Annotated in this window: 19 protein-coding genes; 10 read left to right on the forward strand and 9 right to left on the reverse strand. The window is 66.2% G+C overall.

Annotation, left to right across the window (positions count from 1 at the left end):
• The 5 genes from NN4_RS37485 to NN4_RS37505 all read left to right on the forward strand — a co-directional run.
• A partial coding sequence (locus NN4_RS37485) for a fatty acid CoA ligase family protein (protein ID WP_308633349.1) occupies positions 1–1,732 on the forward strand: 1,732 nt, incomplete at its 5' end.
• The gene (locus tag NN4_RS37490; protein WP_147141088.1) at positions 1,729–2,004 is read left to right on the forward strand and encodes a hypothetical protein; all 276 of its coding nucleotides are present in this window, start codon (positions 1,729–1,731) and stop codon (positions 2,002–2,004) included. The genes NN4_RS37485 and NN4_RS37490, both read left to right, overlap by 4 nt.
• 76 nt (positions 2,005–2,080) lie before the next feature.
• Positions 2,081–3,127, forward strand: coding sequence for an NAD-dependent epimerase/dehydratase family protein (locus NN4_RS37495; protein ID WP_147141090.1), 1,047 nt, complete (start codon positions 2,081–2,083; stop codon positions 3,125–3,127).
• Positions 3,128–3,161: 34 nt separating this feature from the next.
• Entirely contained in the window at positions 3,162–4,406 is a 1,245-nt protein-coding gene (locus NN4_RS37500; protein ID WP_147141092.1) for a peptide synthetase, read from the forward strand.
• Complete coding sequence (locus NN4_RS37505; protein ID WP_147141094.1) at positions 4,403–6,517, forward strand: MMPL family transporter; 2,115 nt, start codon at positions 4,403–4,405, stop codon at positions 6,515–6,517. The genes NN4_RS37500 and NN4_RS37505 overlap by 4 nt, the downstream gene beginning before the upstream one ends.
• 383 nt (positions 6,518–6,900) lie before the next feature.
• Here the strand turns inward: NN4_RS37505 and NN4_RS37515 are convergent, their stop codons facing one another.
• Entirely contained in the window at positions 6,901–7,920 is a 1,020-nt protein-coding gene (locus NN4_RS37515; protein ID WP_222595240.1) for an NAD(P)/FAD-dependent oxidoreductase, read from the reverse strand.
• Positions 7,921–7,999: 79 nt separating this feature from the next.
• Between NN4_RS37515 and NN4_RS37520 the strand changes: the two genes are divergently transcribed.
• Complete coding sequence (locus NN4_RS37520) at positions 8,000–8,590, forward strand: helix-turn-helix domain-containing protein (RefSeq protein ID WP_147141097.1); 591 nt, start codon at positions 8,000–8,002, stop codon at positions 8,588–8,590.
• Between the two features lie 167 nt (positions 8,591–8,757).
• Complete coding sequence (locus tag NN4_RS37525) at positions 8,758–9,501, forward strand: nucleotidyltransferase domain-containing protein (protein ID WP_147141100.1); 744 nt, start codon at positions 8,758–8,760, stop codon at positions 9,499–9,501.
• Between the two features lie 425 nt (positions 9,502–9,926).
• Here the strand turns inward: NN4_RS37525 and rpmB are convergent, their stop codons facing one another.
• The 3 genes from rpmB to NN4_RS37540 all read right to left on the reverse strand — a co-directional run bounded on the left by rpmB (position 9,927) and on the right by NN4_RS37540 (position 11,660).
• Positions 9,927–10,145: a 50S ribosomal protein L28 gene (gene rpmB, locus NN4_RS37530; RefSeq protein ID WP_186818821.1), complete on the reverse strand. Its 219-nt coding sequence runs from the start codon at positions 10,143–10,145 to the stop codon at positions 9,927–9,929.
• Between the two features lie 204 nt (positions 10,146–10,349).
• Positions 10,350–10,955: a response regulator transcription factor gene (locus NN4_RS37535; protein WP_147141104.1), complete on the reverse strand. Its 606-nt coding sequence runs from the start codon at positions 10,953–10,955 to the stop codon at positions 10,350–10,352.
• A gap of 372 nt (positions 10,956–11,327) precedes the next feature.
• Positions 11,328–11,660 carry a hypothetical protein gene (locus NN4_RS37540; RefSeq protein ID WP_147141106.1) on the reverse strand — a complete coding sequence of 111 codons (333 nt, stop codon included), beginning with the start codon at positions 11,658–11,660 and terminating at the stop codon, positions 11,328–11,330.
• A 295-nt stretch (positions 11,661–11,955) separates the two neighbouring features.
• On the opposite strand from NN4_RS37540, the gene NN4_RS37545 reads away from it, so the two are divergent.
• The 3 genes from NN4_RS37545 to NN4_RS37555 are packed head-to-tail and all read left to right on the forward strand — an operon-like array spanning position 11,956 to position 13,617.
• The gene (locus NN4_RS37545) at positions 11,956–12,285 is read left to right on the forward strand and encodes a hypothetical protein (RefSeq protein WP_147141107.1); all 330 of its coding nucleotides are present in this window, start codon (positions 11,956–11,958) and stop codon (positions 12,283–12,285) included.
• Entirely contained in the window at positions 12,266–12,781 is a 516-nt protein-coding gene (locus NN4_RS37550; RefSeq protein ID WP_147141110.1) for a DUF6879 family protein, read from the forward strand. The genes NN4_RS37545 and NN4_RS37550 overlap by 20 nt, the downstream gene beginning before the upstream one ends.
• Positions 12,778–13,617, forward strand: a complete 840-nt coding sequence (locus NN4_RS37555) for a helix-turn-helix domain-containing protein (protein ID WP_147141111.1) — start codon at positions 12,778–12,780, stop codon at positions 13,615–13,617. Before NN4_RS37550 ends, NN4_RS37555 begins: the two co-directional genes overlap by 4 nt.
• On the opposite strand, the gene NN4_RS37560 is transcribed toward NN4_RS37555, so the two are convergent.
• The 5 genes from NN4_RS37560 to NN4_RS37580 form a co-directional block, all read right to left on the reverse strand.
• Entirely contained in the window at positions 13,611–13,970 is a 360-nt protein-coding gene (locus tag NN4_RS37560; protein ID WP_147141113.1) for an SRPBCC family protein, read from the reverse strand. The genes NN4_RS37555 and NN4_RS37560 overlap by 7 nt on opposite strands.
• A 168-nt stretch (positions 13,971–14,138) precedes the next feature.
• Positions 14,139–14,369, reverse strand: coding sequence for a ferredoxin (locus NN4_RS37565; RefSeq protein ID WP_147141115.1), 231 nt, complete (start codon positions 14,367–14,369; stop codon positions 14,139–14,141).
• A gap of 12 nt (positions 14,370–14,381) precedes the next feature.
• Positions 14,382–15,584 carry a cytochrome P450 gene (locus NN4_RS37570; protein WP_147141117.1) on the reverse strand — a complete coding sequence of 401 codons (1,203 nt, stop codon included), beginning with the start codon at positions 15,582–15,584 and terminating at the stop codon, positions 14,382–14,384.
• Between the two features lie 108 nt (positions 15,585–15,692).
• Positions 15,693–16,289 carry a TetR/AcrR family transcriptional regulator gene (locus tag NN4_RS37575; protein WP_147141120.1) on the reverse strand — a complete coding sequence of 199 codons (597 nt, stop codon included), beginning with the start codon at positions 16,287–16,289 and terminating at the stop codon, positions 15,693–15,695.
• A 143-nt stretch (positions 16,290–16,432) separates the two neighbouring features.
• Positions 16,433–17,392 carry an alpha/beta hydrolase gene (locus tag NN4_RS37580; protein ID WP_147141122.1) on the reverse strand — a complete coding sequence of 320 codons (960 nt, stop codon included), beginning with the start codon at positions 17,390–17,392 and terminating at the stop codon, positions 16,433–16,435.
• Positions 17,393–17,661 lie beyond the last annotated feature (269 nt).

Here is a 17,661-nt window from a genome sequence, read left to right on the forward strand (position 1 = left end):
CGGGCCCGTCGGCGGCGGCGGTGCTGTACCGGCTGCCGGTCCTCGCCGGGGCGGCTGCGTGACCTCGGCGACCTACTGGCAGGCCATCGACCGGTTCCGGGCGTTCGCGCGCACGGAACCGGATCGAGAAGCGGTCATCTACCCCGACGGGACGAAATCCGCTGACCTGCCGTCTTATCGGCACGTCACCTACCGCGAGCTGGACGACTGGTCCGAGGCGATCGCCGAGCGGCTCACCGCGGCGGGCGTCGGCACCGGAACCCGCACCATCGTGCTGGTGCTGCCGAGTCCCGAGCTCTACGCGATCCTGTTCGGGCTCTTGAAGATCGGCGCCGTGCCCGTGGTGATCGACCCGGGGATGGGCCTGCGCAAGATGGTGCACTGCCTGCGCGCGGTCGAAGCGGAGGCGTTCATCGGCATCCCGCCCGCGCACGCGGTGCGAGTGCTGTTCCGGCGCAGCTTCCGCAAGGTGCGGACCACGGTGACCGTGGGCAAGCGCTGGTTCTGGCGTGGCGAACGGCTGGCGGACTGGGGCACCACGCCGTCCGGCGTCGCGCGCGAGCGGGTACCCGGCGCCGCGGACGACGTGCTGGTGATCGGATTCACCACCGGCAGTACCGGACCTGCCAAGGCGGTCGAGCTGACCCACGGCAATCTGGCGTCGATGGTCGAGCAGGTGCACACGGCCCGCGGCCGGATCGCGCCGGAGACCTCGCTGATCACCTTGCCGCTGGTCGGCATTCTCGATCTGCTGCTCGGATCGCGTTGCGTGCTACCGCCGTTGATCCCGAGCAAGGTCGGCTCCACTGATCCGGCACATGTGGCGCACGCGATCGAGAAGTTCGGCGTGCGGACGATGTTCGCCTCCCCCGCGCTGTTGATTCCGCTGCTGCGGCATCTGGAGCAGCGGCCGATCGAGCTGAAGACGTTGGGCAGCATCTACTCCGGTGGCGCGCCGGTCCCCGACTGGTGCATCGCTGGGTTGCGCGAGGTGCTGGCCGAGGACGTGCAGATCTTTGCCGGCTACGGGTCCACCGAGGCCTTGCCGATGTCGCTCATCGAATCCCGGGAACTGTTCGACGGTCTGGTGGATCGGACGCACCGCGGTGAAGGCACTTGCATCGGGCGTCCGGCGGACAAGATCGAGGCCAGGGTGGTCGCCATCACCGACGAGCCGCTACCGACCTGGGCCCGGGTCGAGGAGTTGGCCGGTGACCTCGAAAGCTCCCGCGGAATCGGCGAACTGGTTGTCGCAGGCCCGAATGTCAGTACGCATTACTACTGGCCGGCGGAGGCGAACCGGCAGGGCAAGATCGTCGACGGCGACCGGATCTGGCATCGCACCGGCGATCTCGCCTGGATCGACGATGAGGGCCGAATCTGGTTCTGCGGGCGCAAGAGTCAGCGGGTGGTCACCGCCGACGGGCCGATGTTCACCGTCCAGGTGGAGCAGATCTTCAATACCGTTGCGGGCGTTGCCCGGACGGCGCTGGTCGGTGTCGCTGCGCGCGGTGCGCAGCGCCCCGTGCTCTGCATCGAATTGCAGCCCGAGGCCGACGGCGCGGCGGTCGGGGCCGCGCTGCGGGCGCGCGGGTCGGAGTTCGAGCTCACCCGCACGATCGCGGATTTCCTGATCCATCCCGGTTTTCCGGTCGACATCCGGCACAACGCCAAGATCGGCCGGGAGCAGCTCGCGCAGTGGGCGGCCAAGCAGATCGGAGCGGACGCATGAGCGCGAAAACAACGGCGCTGCGGGCGATTCCGATTCTCGGCTGGTTGTACCTGGCCGGCGGTGTGCTGGCGATCGCGGCGGATCGGGTGCCCGAGAACCGGGTGCTGCGCGCCGCGTGGTGGATCGACGCGTTCCTCAGCGTCGTGGTGCACGCGGCCCAGATCCGGCCCGCGCTGCGGGCGGCCGAGGGTTCGGGGCGCTCCCCCGTCGAGACGGCCGTGTTGACGCAGATCTTCGGAATGACCTGGTGGCGAACGCAGGAGACGCAATGAGCGAGCGGCAGCGAGCGAATCGACGGCACCGCGCCAATTTTGGCATGGTGGAGTCGAGCGCCGGCGAGGCGCGGGCATGAGCAAGGTGTTGGTGACCGGCGCCTCCGGGTTCCTCGGCGGGGCGCTGGTGCGCAGGCTGGTCCGCGACGGCGAGCACGAGGTGTCGATCCTGGTGCGGCGCACCAGCAAGCTGACCGATCTCGGCACCGATGCCGACCGGGTACGGCTGGTGTACGGCGACCTCACCGATCCGGCCTCGCTGGTGGCCGCCGCCAACGGCGTCGACATCGTGTTCCACAGTGCCGCACGGGTCGACGAGCGCGGTACCCGCGAACAGTTCTGGAACGAAAATGTCCGCGCGACCGAACACCTGCTGGATGCGGCGCGCCGCGGTGGCGCGTCTCGGTTCGTCTTCATCTCCAGTCCGAGTGCGCTGATGGACTACAACGGCGGCGACCAGCTCGACATCGATGAGTCGGTCCCGTACCCGCAGCGCTACCTGAACCTGTACTCCGAGACCAAGGCGGCAGCCGAAAGGGCCGTATTGGCTGCCAACACCGCGGGATTCACTACCTGCGCGCTGCGGCCGCGCGCGATCTGGGGCGCGGGCGACCGGTCCGGCCCGATCGTGCGGCTGCTCGGTAAGACCGGCGCCGGTACGCTGCCGGACATCTCGTTCGGCCGCACCGTGTACGCGTCGCTGTGCCACGTCGACAACATCGTCGAGGCGTGCGTCAAGGCGGCGGCCTCGGATGCGGTGGGCGGCAAGGCCTATTTCGTCGCCGATGCCGAGAAGACGAATGTCTGGGAGTTCCTCGGCGCCGTCGCCACCGACCTCGACTATCAGCCACCGAGCCGCAAGCCCAACCCCAAGGTGATCAACGCGGTGGTCAGCGTTATCGAAACCCTCTGGCGCATACCGGCGATCGCCACTCGCTGGTCGCCGCCGCTGTCGCGCTACGCCGTCGCACTGATGACGCGCAGCGCCACCTACGACACGACCGCCGCCGCCCGTGATTTCGGCTACGCCCCGGTAGTCGACCGGGACAGCGGGCTGGCCACTTTCCTGGCGTGGCTCGAAACCCAGGGCGGCGCCGTCGAACTCACTCGAGATTTGCGCTGAACCGCAGCACCCCAGTCGGCACCGGAGGTCACCAATGAACCAAGCATCGCGCAGCGATTCCGTGCGTCCGGCGACGAGTGGGCCCACCGGCACCGTCTTCCGCCGGAAGATCTCGCCCACCGAGCGCCTGTACTTCTTCACCAGGGAAGTGTCGCCGCCCTTCCTGATGCACCTGGCCGTGCACGGCGTCGGCACCCTGGACCCGAATGCCGTGCAGCGCGCGGTGGACGTGGCGTCCGCGGCGAATCCCGGTGCGCGGCTAATCCGCGACGGCAAATACTGGGTGGACAGCGGTGTGCCCGCCCAGGTTCGGGTGGTCCCTGGCTGGACGCTCGACTACGCCACGTTGGAAGACGATGCGGTGCTGAACAGCCCGATCGGGCCGACGCCGGAGTGCACCACCGAGGTACTGCTGCTGACCGGTGAACAAACCACCCTGGTATTCCGTGTCTTCCACGGAGTGATGGACGGGATGGGTATGCGGATGTGGGCCGACGACGTGCTCCGCGCGCTGCGCGGGGTGGCGCCGGTCGGTGCGCCCGATCCGATCTCCGACGCCGAATTGGTGGCACAGATGGGTGCGCCGGGCAAGCAGACGCTGGTGCTGCCGACCTATCCGGCGGCAACCGGACGCGGGCGGCAGGACCCGAACGCGTCGCGATGGTTGTTGCGGCACCGCACTATTCATGCCAACGGCAAGGGCATCGTCGCGCGGGTCTCGGCGATCCTGGCCGCCGAGACCGGTGCGAAGTCTCGCTTCATGGTGCCGGTCGACCTGCGCAGGCACGATCCCGCACTGCGCTCGACCGGGAATCTCGCGCTGCCGCTGTTCGTCGATGTCGCACCCGGGGACAGCTGGGAAACGGTCAGCGCCCGAATGCGGGCCGGGCTGCAAGCCAAGACCGAGCTGAACCAGCTCGACAACGGTGGCCTGTCGAAGTTTCCGCCCGGCGCCATCCGCACGGTGCTGCGGGTGAGCAACTGGCTCGGGGCCCGGTGCAACCGGAACATGGTGTCCGCCACGGTGTCACACATGGGCAGCGTCGACCTGGACGAGATGGCCGTGCCAGGGTGGACCCCCAGCACGATGCGGGTGCTGCCGCAGCACAGCGGGGCGATGCCGATGCTGTTCGGCATGGTCGAGTCGCGCGGGCAGCTCGAGCTGACGGTGTCCTGTCGCAACGGCGCCGGCGTCGAGCCCCGGCTGGAAGCTTTGCTCGACAAGATCGCCGCCACCCTGGAAGCCGATCTCGCGCCCCAAGATTTACCGGCGCGATGACCGGCTGGGCACGGTTCGTCATCGCCCGGCCGCGCACGGTTCTCGCCGTGGCCGTCGGGGTGATGCTGCTGTTCGGGCTGCTCGGGATGAACACCGCCGACAAGGTCAGCGCGGCGGGCTTCAATGACCCGCACAGCGAGTCGGCCGCGGTCGATCGGCTGGTGCGAGAGCACTTCGGCCCGCAGACGCCCGACGCGGTCGCGCTGTACACCGCGCCCGACGGACAGACGCTCGACGACATCGGCCCTCGGGTGCAACAGTCGCTCGCCGGGATCGATCCCGCGCTGCTGCAGCGCCCGGTCGAAACCTATTGGAACAGTGTGCCGCCGCGTAAACAGTTCCTGCGCTCCGCCGACAACCGGCAGGCGCTGGCGGTGGTGTTTCTCGCGGGTGACGACAATCGACGCGTCACCGCCTATCCCGATATCGAAGCGGCGCTGCGGGTTCCGGGTATCGACACCAAGCTCTCCGGTTACAGCGCGTTGGCGACCCACATCAACAGTCAGTCGCAACACGATTTGGTACGGGCTGAATCCCTCTCGTTGCCACTCACTTTGCTGATCCTGGTGCTGGTGTTCGGTGGTGTGGTCGCGGCGTCGCTGCCGGTGGTGGTCGGGGTGCTCGCGGTGCTCGGCGCGATGGGCACCATTCGGCTGCTCACCGAGTTCACCGAAGTGAGCACGTTCGCGGTGAATATCGCGTCGCTGCTCGGTTTGGGCATGGCGATCGATTACGGGCTTTTCCTGGTGACCCGATTCCGGGAGGAGCTCGCCGGAGGGCGCGATATCGAGTCCGCCATCGAACGCACCTGCGCGACCGCCGGTCGGACCGTCGCCTTCTCGGCATTACTGCTGATCTGTGCCTTCGCAGGAACTTTCGTGTTCCCGCAGGCCGTGCTGCGGTCGCTGGGGTTCGGCGCGATCGCCGCGGTCGCGCTCGCCGCCGGTCTCTCGCTCACCGTGCTGCCCGCCATGCTCGCGCTGTTCGGTGCTCGAATCGGTAAGGCGGGCAGCAAAGATCGCACCGAGCGGTTCTGGGGGCGGGTGGTGGACGCGGTGCTGCGCAGGCCCGGCCTCGTCACCATCGTGGTCGGCGCGATACTTGTGCTGCTCGCCGTGCCGCTCACCGGCGCGAAGCTGGGTGACATCGACCATCGCGCGTTGCCCGCAGGCAATGAAATGCGCACCACCGTCGAGGAACTCACCGCCACGTTCCCTGCGGCGAGCAGCGGTGTCACGGCGGTGCTGCACGGCGTCGATGGGCCGCCGCAGTCGGCCGCGGTGGATGCCGCGAGCACGGCGCTCGGCCGGGTCGACGGTGTCCGGCAGGTGTTCCAGGTGGGCCGGGCCGATGATTTCGTCGTATTCCACGCGTTCCTCGATGCCACCGACCGCAGCGAAAACGCCTCGGCCACTGTGCAGGACATCCGTGCGTTGACTCCGCCGGACGACACGTTCCTGCGGATCGGTGGCGACACCGCCGCCACCGTCGACGGCGTGCACTCCATCGTGCGTGCCATGCCCTGGATGATTCTGGCCATGGTGAGCGCGACCGTGCTGCTGCTCGCGGCGGCGTTCCGCTCGATCATGTTGCCGCTGAAGGCCGTAGCGATGGCCTTCCTCAGCCTCGCCGCTACCTTCGGCGTGCTCACCTGGATTTTCAACGACGGCCATCTCGCGGGTGTCCTCGGTATCAGTCCGGGGCCGCTCGCCGCGGGCATGCTCGTGCTGATCATCGCGGTCGTCTTCGGTTTGTCCACCGACTACGAGGTTTTCCTGCTGTCCCGCATGGTGGAGGCGCATGCGGCGGGGGCCGATACCGCGGGATCGGTCCGCATCGGGACGCTCAAGACCGCCCGGGTCATCACGGCCGCCGCGACGCTGCTCGTTATCGTCACCGGTGCGTTCACTCTTTCTCCATTGACGCCCATGCGTTTTCTCGGACTCGGCATGATCATCGCGTTGCTGATCGATGCCACCTTGGTCCGCATGCTGCTGGTGCCCGCGTTGGTCGAACTCATGGGGCCGGCCAATTGGTGGACTCCCTTCCCGCGCCGCCGGCTCATTCCCGCCACTGTCGAACCCTCGAAAGAAACGGCCTCGATTCGGTAATACAGGGAGCTCGGAAGTTCCAGGCACACAGCACAGTGCCCGTTACGCCTGGAACATCCGCGAATGTCCTATTTGCGGGCTAGATTTCATACCGATCGGTCGCCACGCCGCACAGAAGATTGCAATACCTTCGGTGACTACCCAGGCTTAGCTCCCATGTCCGCCGCCTGCCCCTCCTGCTCCTGGCCCTCGCCCATGCTCGTCTCCGCACACGGGGCGGTGCGCTATTTGCGCTGCGTATGTGGCAGGTTCCTGGTGTCGCACGGTGGTGGGGTGGACTTGGTGTCCGGTCGGAGTGCTTGCGGCACACCGAAGGCGGCTGAGCATCTCGAGCTGATTCCGCTGCCCGAGGGGTAATCTCGCGGGTCAGGTGATCGCGTCGATCACAGTCCGTGCCGACGCTCGGCCGACACCAACTCGCCGACTTCCGCTTCGTTCTCCGGGGAGAACGGGTTTCGGTACGCATCCACCGCGCGGCGGGTCTCCTCGGTGACCAGCTCGGCGTTGATCTGGGCTGCCGCGAAAGCACCTGCCGCCGCGGCTCCGCCGACCTGCGCGGACAAGTCGGTGACATTGCCCGCGACCCACACACCGGGCACGTCGGTGCGACCGGTCCCGTCCGCTGGGATGTGCTCGCCCATACCCGACGGGTGCGGTGCGGGCTGAAGTCCGAGCGCCGCAAGGAAATTCGAGCGCGCCACCATCCGGGACTGGACCGTCACCGCCTCGCGAGCGACCACCGTGCCGTCGCTCAGACGCACGCCTGCCAATCGGTCGTCGACGATCTCAAAGGCTGCCACTTCGCCTGCCACCACCCGGATGCCACGGGCAGCGAGTTGCTCCGCCTCCTCGGCGGTAGGCGACGGCATCGTGTGCGTGAAGAGCGTGATGTCGGCGCTCCACTGGCGGAATAGAAGTGCTTGGTGCACCGCCATCGGTCCGGTGCCGAGGACGCCGATCGCTTGGTCGCGCACCTCCCAGCCGTGGCAGTACGGGCAGTGCAGCACGTCTCGTCCCCACCGCTCGCGCAGTCCGGGGACCTCCGGCAACTCGTCGACCAGGCCGGTGGTCACCAGCAATCGCCGGGCGCGGACCGTCCGGCCGTCCGCCAGCGTCACCGCGAATCCGTCGTCCACCCGGTCCACCGCGGTGACTTCACCGGTGACCACCTGGCCGCCGTACCCACGCACCTCCGCTCGACCGCGTGCCAGCAGCTCGCCCGGTGCCATTCCCTCCCTCGCCAGCAGTCCGTGCACGCCGGTCGCCGGGGTGTTGCGTGGCGCGCCCGCGTCGATCACCACCACCGACCGCCGTGCCCGTCCCAGCATCAGCGCCCCACTCAGGCCGGCCGCGCCACCGCCGACAACCACCACGTCATAGCCGTCTTTCAGCTGTTCAGTCATCTCGACCACCTCCGCGACCACCATGCGACCGAGCCCGGCATATGTGCAAACTTTGTTGCCGATCTGGCAAGATGGCGGCATGGACGACGATCTCGATCAGGCACTCGACGCGGTCGGACCACGGCTGCGCGCACTGCGCAGGCAACGCGAAACCACCCTGGCCGACCTCTCGGCCGCCACCGGCATCTCGGTCAGCACCCTGTCTCGGCTGGAGTCCGGCGGCCGACGCCCGACCCTCGAGCAACTGCTCCCCCTCGCCCGTGCCCACGGTGTCACCCTCGACGAACTGGTCGACGCCCCCGCCACCGGCGACCCGCGCATCCACCTGCGACCGGTCACCCACCACGGCATGACGATCCTCCCGCTGACCCGCCGAGCGGGCGGCATCCAAGCCTTCAAGATGGTGATCCCGGCCGACTCCCGCCGCAGCGAACCGTCGCCCAAGACGCACGAGGGCTACGAATGGCTCTACGTCCTCAACGGCAGGTTGCGGCTCGTCCTCGGCGAACGCGACCTGATCCTTACCCCCGGCGAGGCCGCCGAGTTCGACACGCGCGTACCGCACTGGTTCGGTGCCGCCGACGCCGAACCCGTCGAATTCCTCAGCCTTTTCGGCAAACAAGGCGAACGTGCGCACCTGCGCGCCCGGCCCAAACCACCCGAGCGGTAGCCACCCGGAAAATCGTTCGAGTTCGTCGCGCCGGCCCGGTACGATCCGACTCGTGGAGTGATGACCGATGCCGAGTGCGCCCGCCGAATAACGCTGCCCCAGTTGTGGTTCAGCGCCCGGTGGTGCTGCCCGTATCCGTCATCACTCCGCTTACCCCTGGGACGACTATGACCGACAAGACCTTCCTTTCACACGTCACCGAACGATTGGCCACTCTCCCCGACGTCCACGCAGTCACCCTCGGTGGTTCTCGCGCGCAGGGCACCCATACCGCGGACAGCGACTGGGACCTCGCCGTCTATTACCGGGGAAGCTTCGATCCCGCTTCGCTCCGTGAAATCGGCTGGGCGGGCGAGGTTTCCGAGATCGGCGGTTGGGGTGGCGGTGTCTTCAACGGCGGGGCGTGGTTCACCATCGATGGCCGCAAAGTCGACGTCCACTATCGCGACCTCGATGTGGTCGAACACGAACTCGCCGAGGCCGAGCAGGGTCGGTTCCATTGGGAGCCCTTGATGTTCCACCTTGCCGGTATCCCCAGCTACCTGGTGGTCGCTGAACTCGCCATCAACCAGGTGCTGCACGGCACTCTCCCCCGGCCGTCCTACCCTGCGGCCCTTCGTGAAGCGGCGCCGCCGATTTGGCGGAGTCGAGCCGCGATGACGCTGCAATACGCCGAGAACAACTACGTGGTGCGCGCCCAATCCACCGAAGTAGCAGCTACTCTCGGCATCGCGGCGATGCAGGCAGCACACGCGATTCTCGCCGCTCGCGGTGAATGGGTTACCAACGAAAAGCGACTGCTGCAACGGGCTGGGCTACGGGGTATCGACGCGATCGTCGCCGGACTCGAGCCTGAACCGAAGTCGCTCACCCGGGCGATCAGCGAGGCAGAGGCGTTGCTGGACAAGTGATCATGGGGAACTGGTGGTGCGGCGCTCTCGGGCGATGCCACCACCAGTTCCCGATCGGTCCACCGGCAGGGCTCAGTTCGTGAGCGGTGGACGTAGGCGGCTTTGTAGTCGAGGACTGTGGTGTCCGTAGTTCGGATCGTTCAATGCCGCGGCGACGAAATCGGTGTGGTGCAAACGGCGTCCGAGCCGAGTCTCCAGACAGCCGATACACAGAATGTTGTCCGCCGAAGCAGCAGCGCATTGCCACACATGGTCGTGCACCGTGTACCACTCGTCCGGTCCGTCGAGCGGGGCGGTCGGCAATCCGCAGCCGTGGCACCGGAATTCGTCTCGCTCGTACCGCCGATGCCGACCGCCGGTCAGCCATGCCAAGAGTCGTTGCGCCGATCTCGAAACAAGCTGCGCCGCCGCCTCGTTCGCTCTGACTAGGCGCGACGCTGCACGCTGCCTTTCTTGATGCATGAGGTACACACCTTCATCCGCACCGGCGCACCGTTCCGCACGGTCCGCACCGGCTGAATATTCGGATTGAACCGGCGACTCGTCCGCCCCTTGACGTACCGCCGTTGCGCACGGCGTCCGGCGCGGGCCACCCGCTTGCCGAAGCTCGGCTTCTTACCGCATACGTCACATTGAGCAGACATCATCTCTCCTGTTCTCCGACGGCAATGTCCATCGGGGGTTGTTTGCAGCGATATTGTTGGCCGCGAGGCGCGAGCCGTGCGCTGCGTTTTGATTCGCGGATCGAACGGCGCGCACACGACTGACCAGTGAAGATGGCGTACCGCGCGCGCGTTGCCCCGTCGCCGACCGATGCGGATCGCACGCCACTCCGTGCAAAATGCACGTCAGATCCATCCCCGGCCCACCGCAATCCGGATCGCCTCGATGCGATTGCGAGCCCCCACCTTGCGATTGATGGCGGCCAGATTATTGCGAACCGTCCCCGCCGAAAGATGCAGCGCCTCAGCGACTTCCCCGGGCGTGCGCCCCTGCCCGGCCAGCCGGAGGATGTCGAGATCGCGAGCAGTGAGCGGATTGCCGGGCCCGCCCAAGGCTTCGGCAACCGCCTGCGGCTCCAGCACCCGATCTCCATGCGCAACCCTGCGCACGGTATCGGTCAACGCCTCGATCGATGCCCCCTTACTCAGCACCCCCTCCACCCGCACCGCCAACGCCGCCCGCAACACATCGGGCCGGCTCGGCGCCGTCACAATGATCACCCGGCAATCCGGCACCGCCGATTTCAACTGCGCCGCAGCCGAAACCCCATCCAGCCCAGGCAGATCCGCATCCAACAACGCCAAATTCGGCCGAGTACGCAACGCACCCGGCACCACCTCACTACCCAGCGACACCTGCGAAACCACTTGCACGCCAGGCTCACCGGCCAAAACGGCGGCCAGTGCTTCTCGAGGCAGCCGTAGACCACCAGCGATCAGCACGCGAATCATGAGACGGCCCCGAGGGTCTCCGAAGACACAAAAACTCCTGTTGCGACAGTCGGCAAAAGATACGGGCAGGCCAGGGCCACGCACGCCAACAGCGCACAGAAAATGGAAACGGGTACGACAAAGCCCAGGCCGCAGAAAGCCGTCCACGACAGCCCCGGAGCACGCCTCAGCGGCTCACGGAGTCAGTGCCGAAAAACGGCTACGCGGCCTGGGAAGGAATACGTCATCACCTCAGAACTCGATCGAAGCACCCTATGCACTCCGCAAACGCCACCACCCTACGACCGACAACCCCCCACGCCAACCCATTTTTGACCAGCCACAACCCCGGTGAGCGCCGCCGCGCAGACCCTCCGGGCCCACCCATTGAGTTCACGCACCGTCCCCGAGAAACGGTGACGCGTAGGAACGCGCATACGTGTACTGCGGCGACACGGTGATCACATCGCACACACGCACCAATCTCTCCGGCACCTTGCCACCGAAGTGCTCGGATCCGGGGACAACTATTGCTTCGGCCCCCGCACTGCGAACAACCTCCAACAAGCGGTCGACCGGTGCCTCGGTGTCCCGCCCGAACACCACCGTCTTCGCCAGCTCATACCCGAGTCGCTTTGCCAGACTGCGGATCTGAGTCTCGTGCCACGGTTGAGAGATACCGGAAACGTCCCGGCGCAGATACCCGATCGCAATCGGTCGGCTCATCGGTTCACCTCAGTCGGATCGAACGGGCAGCGCTTCACCGCACAGCAAGCACCGTGTCGCGTCTTCAGCAGTGGCACAGCGAAACCCCTTGCTGTCGTAGTTGGTCGCCAGCTCGGGACCAGGTTTGCCGCCACCGACCCCAAGCGCCGTGTACCACGCTACGAACGCTTGAACCATTCATCTATGCCTATGCTCCAATATGCTCAGATATCCCTATCAGCAACGAGACTGGGACTTTCGGTGGATAGTTGTGGGAGCGCGAGCATAGTCGCGCTTGAATCTGAGGGGAGTCATCATGCGGTTGCAGTTCCTCGGCAAGGGCGGCACGGAGGGTGGCGGTTGTCCATCCGTCTATGCCACCGACCAGAACACCTACGTCCTGCAGGGTTGGAAGACCGACGCGCCGGAGACTATCGAGATTCCACACCTGCTACTCGGCTACGTCCTGCCTGACACGTTCATCGGGGCAGCGATGACCGACACAGGTCGCGGTACGTTCACGCTGTCCGGGCGCCCTGTCGCGGACCCGGAAGTGCTGGCACAGATGGATATCTACGACGACGAAACCTGCGTCGAAGTCGCACAGGCGGGAAGGAGGTTCTACGGTGCTCCTCACGCAGGATGACACGTTTCTCGACCTATTCCACAAGGCGAAGCGGGAAGCGTTCCACCTCGAAGTAAAAGACGCGTACTATACCCCCGATTACGTGCCACTTCGAAAGTATTTAGCAAACGAAGCCGACGACTACGAATGGTTTCAACCGTGGTTGAACCATGTTCGTGAAACCACCGACAGAGGCGTGGCTGTCAATAGAGCGCGAGTCGTGACTGTTCCGCACAACGACTACACGAACTATGCCAAGCACGTTGCCCGCCTCAATGCGGAGGCGGGTGAAGATGTCCGGTATCTTCCCCGCCACTTGATCAACCCTGACGACTTGACCACCGATGACTGGTGGATTTTCGATGATTCAGTGGTTGCATTCACTGTATTCGAGCCTTCCGGCCGCTGGGTCGGCGGAGCTGTCACAACCGATCCGCGGATACTCGAATACATTCGCACGGTCAAGGAACGGGTTTGGTCGGTGGCTGTCCCGTTGGCGGACTACAACGGACAGTGACGACGTCGCTACACGAGGCCAGAGAAGCTCTCGGAGCCCGGCTCCGGGAGCTTCGCCAAGACGCGGGGCTTTCCGGTACCGAGCTGGCACGAAGAGCCGGGTGGCACCAAACCAAGGTCTCGAAGATCGAGTACGGGAAGACCAAGCCTACAGAAGTCGATATCACGGACTGGTGCACTCACACCGGGGCGCAGCTTCAGCTTGCTGATCTGATTGCCACGGTGCGTGGCATCGAGTCCGCATACCTCGAATGGCGGAGAGTTCTCGGCACCGGGGTAAAACGGCGGCAGCAGGCGTCTGTAAAGCTGGAAGCCGAGGCAGAGTTCATGCGCCTCTATCACCCTTACCTGATACCCGGATTGCTTCAGACCGCAGAATATGCGGAAGAAGTACTTCGGACCGTCATCGCATTCCAGAATGTCCCTGACGATCTGGACGAAGGCGTCTCGAAAAGGCTGGAACGCCAGCAGATACTCTATCGGCGCAACCACCGCTTCCATTTCGTGCTAGCAGAGCAAGCCTTGCGAACCACAGTTGGTAGCGATGCCATTATGATCGGACAACTCGATCGACTCCTTGCCGTTTCGGGCATGCCCAGAGTAGCTTTCGGGATCGTACCCGCTGAGGCCAGATATCGAGTCCCGATGTCGAACTTCACCATCTTCGACAATCGCAGGGTAATGGTCGAGAATGTCACGGCCGAAATGACCATCACCCAGCCCCGAGAGATCGCCACCTACGGACGGACGTTCGAAACACTTGCGAAGCAGGCCGCCTACGGCGACGCAGCCCGCGAGCTGATTCGGGCAGCCCTGGGACACAGACGCGATCACTGACCGTACGAGAACCGGAGATCGGCGAAGAGTAGTTGGTTGAGGCGGCGGCGGAGGTGTCCGGTCTTGCTCTCGTCCGGGACTTCCACCGGGGTCAGCAGGGTAAATCGCAGTAGGGTCTGTCCGCCCTCGGTTGGCGTCAGCCCGAAGTGCACCTGGTCATCGGGGCGGCTCGGCCAAAGTGACGACCATACGACCCTGTCGGGTTTGTCCGCCTGCAGCACTTCGGGTTCGACCTCGTCGGGCAGCAACTCGAGCCACGCACGCCCTTGTGGGCGCCGCGGCTGAGTCAGCGACTCCCATACGGCGGGCGGAGGTGCGGGCAGCGTTCGTGCCCGCGAGCCGATCTCGATCACACTGGCAGCGTAAGGCTCCGACTCGGCGGACATCGTTGTAGGCGCGTGCCGGGTTCGACCGCCTGTCGGCAACGGGCGGTATGGGCTCGTGGGTCTCGAGTGAACTACGGGTGGTGCCGACGCCGCCGGCTCGGGAACGAGTCCATCCGGCGGCGCCGTCAGATCCACTCACTGTTCAGGAGCGAGGATGGCTCCGGATTCCTCCTCACGGATGAGGATCGCTTCGATCGGGCAGGATTCGGCGGCATCGATGAGGAGGTCATCGGGCGGGACTAGGTCGGTGATGGGACTGGAGCGGCCGTCGACGAGGGTGAAGTGGTCGGGGGCCAGGCCGGTGCACATGCCGGAGCCGAGGCAGGTGGTTCGGTCTACTTCTATGCGCCAATGTTGGTCAGCCATACTCGTTTCCCCTTACCAGGTCACCGGGAGCGCGGTGGGTCCGCGGACCAGCAGACCGGTTTTCCACGGTACTTCCTCGAACGGGACGGCCAAGCGTAGCGTCGGGAAGCGGTGCAGCAGTGAGCCTATCGCGACTTGCAGTTCCAGGCGGGCCAGTTGGGCGCCGAGGCAGTGGTGGACACCATGGCCGAATGCCATGTGGGGGTTGTGGATTCGACTGAGGTCGAGTTGTTCGGAGTTGTCGAAGATGGCTTCGTCGCGGTTGGCGGCCTGGGTGTTGACGATGACCGCCTCGCCTGCGCGGACGGTGACGCCGCCGAGCGGGACGTCCTCGGTGGCGACCCTGGCGAAGGAGCCGCCGGAACCGAGTTGGACGTAGCGCAGTAGTTCTTCGATGGCGGCGGGCACGAGTTCCGGACGGGCACAGAGCAGTTCCCAGTGCTGCGGTTCGCTGAGTAGGACGTAGGTGAAGTTGGCGATCTGGTTGGCGGTGGTTTCGTGGCCGGCGATGAGCAGGCCGATGCCGAGGTTGACGAGTTCGTCCTCGGTGAGCCGGTCCTCGTTGTCGCGGGCGGCGACGAGCGCGCCCAGGAGATCGTCGGTCGGCCGCGCCCTGCGCTGCGCCACCAACTCGGCCAGGTATGCCTCCAAAGCGGCACGCGCGTCATCGATTTGGGCCGGGGTGTGCGCGGTGGTGGACAGCACGGTGTCGGAGAAATCCCGGAACCGATGCTGGTCCTCCGTAGGGACGCCGAGCATTTCGCAGATCACGGTGACGGGCAGCGGCAGGGCGAGGCTCTGCACCAGATCCGCTACCGGCCCGGCCGATTCGATCGCGGCCAGCCGTTCGTTCACGATCTCCTGCGCGCGGGGGCGGAGTTGCTCGACCCTGCGGCTGGTGAAGGCCTTGGCGACCAGCTTGCGCAGCCTGCTGTGCTCGGGCGGGTCCATGCTGAGCAGCGAGTTCTGCCGCGACGGTTGCGGCGTGGTGCGCGGGATGTCCTCGCGGTCCACCGTGGCGGCGCGACTGAATCGCGGGTCGGCGAGCACCAGCTTGGCATCCGCGTAACGGGTGACCAGCCAGCCCTCGACACCGTAGGGCAGCTGCACGCGGGAAACCGGTTCCTCCCGGCGCAGTTTGGCGAACAGCGGGTCCATGTCGAGGCGGACGGGTTCACCGAAAGGGTAGTGACGCACCTCGGTTTTCACGGTCATGCGGGTCTCCCTTCGCCGACGCCGACTGGCGCGGTAAGCGATGTAAGCAAGTGCTTACAAGACTCCATGTTAGGGAGGTCACAATGCGCCGTCAACGGTCGGATCCCGTTACGGCGGTGGGAAATTCACGTCCACTCGGTCCAGCAGCACCTGCGCGGCACGCAGCACATGGCGAGCAACCGTGGTCGGGTCGGCGCTGGCCAGCGGCTCTCTGCGGTGCACCGAACGCATCAATCCGATGCCGAGCAACCAGGCGAGCAGCAGGTCGGCATACAGCTCGCTATCGGGATCGTCGCTGAGCGTGGACAAGGCGCGGACGTACTCGTCGCCCAGCTCGCGCCGGATCGCCGACACCCCCTCGTCGTGCCCGCTGGACCGCAGCGCCGCCTGCAACCACTGCCCCTGCGCGACGGAGTCGGCCGGTGCGAGCGCCCGCGCGAGCAGCCTGCTCAGCAGCCCGTCGACCGACCCCGCTTCGAGCGTGCGCCGCCCCTGGTCCGCGATCGCGGCGCGGAACAGTTCGTCCTTGTTGCCGAAGTACCGGAACAGCAGAGCCTGATTCACGCCGGCGCGCGTCGCGATGTCGCGCACCGTGGCCCGCTCGTACCCCCGTTCGGCAAACAATTCCTGCGCCGCGGTCAGGATCGCGGCGCTGGTGGCGGCCGAATCTCTTTTGCGGCTGACCGTTTCGTTCTCACTCGACATGCATCCTCCGGTTGCCGAATCTCCGGAAGAGCAGCGTAAAGCAGGCAACCGGTCCTGCGCTGGCGTCGGCGGACGCCGGCGCGCGAACCACAGTCAGGAGCGCCAGACCCTAATGACGGAAACCGCCTGGCAAATCAGACATTTCACGCACCGAGCGCACCGGCCAGCAGCAGCCAGGAATCGTGCAGATCCGTTTCGAACTGCCCCCAGGTGTGCGCACCCTCGGGCCGGTTGATGTGCACCGCGGGCACACCGAGCTGCGCGAGCCTGCCCGCGAAGGCCGCCGTGCACGAGCTCGCGATGGCCTCGAGCGGCGGGAAGGTGAGCCCGCCCTGGTCGATCGCGCCGGGCGTGCCGGTGGCGGCGGACAAGTAGATCGCCTTCCCGGCCAGCGCGGACGCATTGGCGAACGCGTCGTGCGCCCGCCACAGCTCACTGCCGGGCGCGCCCCACATGTTCGCCGTATTGCCGCCGCCGCGCAGCACCTGCGCGTTCACCATCGCCGCGCCGGTCGCGTCCGCACTCCAGGGGCACCCGCTGTACGCCGCGACGGCGCTGTACACCTCGGGCGCCTGAATCGCGAGGTCCACCGCGGATCCCCCACTCATCGACACCCCCGCGATCGCATTGCGCCCGGTACTGCCCAGCTCCGCGTCGAGAACTCCGGGGAGCTCGCGGGTGAGATAGGTCTGCCACCGGTTGCGCCCGACGGCCGGATCGTCGGCGATCCAGTCGGTGTACAGGCTGAACGCGCCACCCACCGGCATCACTACATTGACGTGCTTGTCGGCGAAGAACTCCCGGACATCGGTGTCGTCCCACCACGAGATGCCGTCCACACCCCCACCGATCCCGGTGAGCAGGTACAGCGTCGGCGCCGGACCACCGGTCGCTCGGATCACCCGATTGGTCACCACCCGATCCATCGAGGGCGAGTAGACATCCATCCGCGAGACCGAACCGCCCAGCGACGCCTCTTCGACCAGCCGCGCCCCGGTCGGCACCGCCGCTACCGAGCCGACGGACAGCAGCGAAACCAGCAACACACCGACAACAGAAACCAGATATTTTGAAGCCGCCACTATCCCGTTATACCGCCGCATGGTCGGCCCAAAACCCGAAGTGGAAGACCAAGATTCGGGTCTTGACAGGGCCGCCGACATGACGTGTGATGCCCCCGCCAGACCCCGGACCAGCTGCGATGACACCGATCATGCACCGGGACAGGCATTGTCGCTGCGAACGTGAGAACAATCCCGGAAACAGCTGCACGACTGGCTGATTCACGGGGATGCACCGCCCCGGCGAATGCCCAGCATGCTTCGAAAAGCGATGAGCACCCGCCGCGAAGCCCGCGGCCGAAGATTCGTCA

This window comes from Nocardia ninae NBRC 108245, assembly GCF_007990755.1.
Taxonomy (GTDB): domain Bacteria; phylum Actinomycetota; class Actinomycetes; order Mycobacteriales; family Mycobacteriaceae; genus Nocardia; species Nocardia ninae.

Coding starts and splice junctions, on each gene's coding strand:
- NN4_RS37490 (WP_147141088.1), top strand. CDS start 1,729: ATGAGCGCGAAAACAACGGCGCTGCGGGCGATTCCGATTCTCGGCTGG.
- NN4_RS37495 (WP_147141090.1), top strand. CDS start 2,081: ATGAGCAAGGTGTTGGTGACCGGCGCCTCCGGGTTCCTCGGCGGGGCG.
- NN4_RS37500 (WP_147141092.1), top strand. CDS start 3,162: ATGAACCAAGCATCGCGCAGCGATTCCGTGCGTCCGGCGACGAGTGGG.
- NN4_RS37505 (WP_147141094.1), top strand. CDS start 4,403: ATGACCGGCTGGGCACGGTTCGTCATCGCCCGGCCGCGCACGGTTCTC.
- NN4_RS37515 (WP_222595240.1), bottom strand. CDS start 7,920: ATGACTGAACAGCTGAAAGACGGCTATGACGTGGTGGTTGTCGGCGGT.
- NN4_RS37520 (WP_147141097.1), top strand. CDS start 8,000: ATGGACGACGATCTCGATCAGGCACTCGACGCGGTCGGACCACGGCTG.
- NN4_RS37525 (WP_147141100.1), top strand. CDS start 8,758: ATGACCGACAAGACCTTCCTTTCACACGTCACCGAACGATTGGCCACT.
- rpmB (WP_186818821.1), bottom strand. CDS start 10,145: ATGTCTGCTCAATGTGACGTATGCGGTAAGAAGCCGAGCTTCGGCAAG.
- NN4_RS37535 (WP_147141104.1), bottom strand. CDS start 10,955: ATGATTCGCGTGCTGATCGCTGGTGGTCTACGGCTGCCTCGAGAAGCA.
- NN4_RS37540 (WP_147141106.1), bottom strand. CDS start 11,660: ATGAGCCGACCGATTGCGATCGGGTATCTGCGCCGGGACGTTTCCGGT.
- NN4_RS37545 (WP_147141107.1), top strand. CDS start 11,956: ATGCGGTTGCAGTTCCTCGGCAAGGGCGGCACGGAGGGTGGCGGTTGT.
- NN4_RS37565 (WP_147141115.1), bottom strand. CDS start 14,369: ATGGCTGACCAACATTGGCGCATAGAAGTAGACCGAACCACCTGCCTC.
- NN4_RS37570 (WP_147141117.1), bottom strand. CDS start 15,584: ATGACCGTGAAAACCGAGGTGCGTCACTACCCTTTCGGTGAACCCGTC.
- NN4_RS37575 (WP_147141120.1), bottom strand. CDS start 16,289: ATGTCGAGTGAGAACGAAACGGTCAGCCGCAAAAGAGATTCGGCCGCC.
- NN4_RS37580 (WP_147141122.1), bottom strand. CDS start 17,392: ATGCGGCGGTATAACGGGATAGTGGCGGCTTCAAAATATCTGGTTTCT.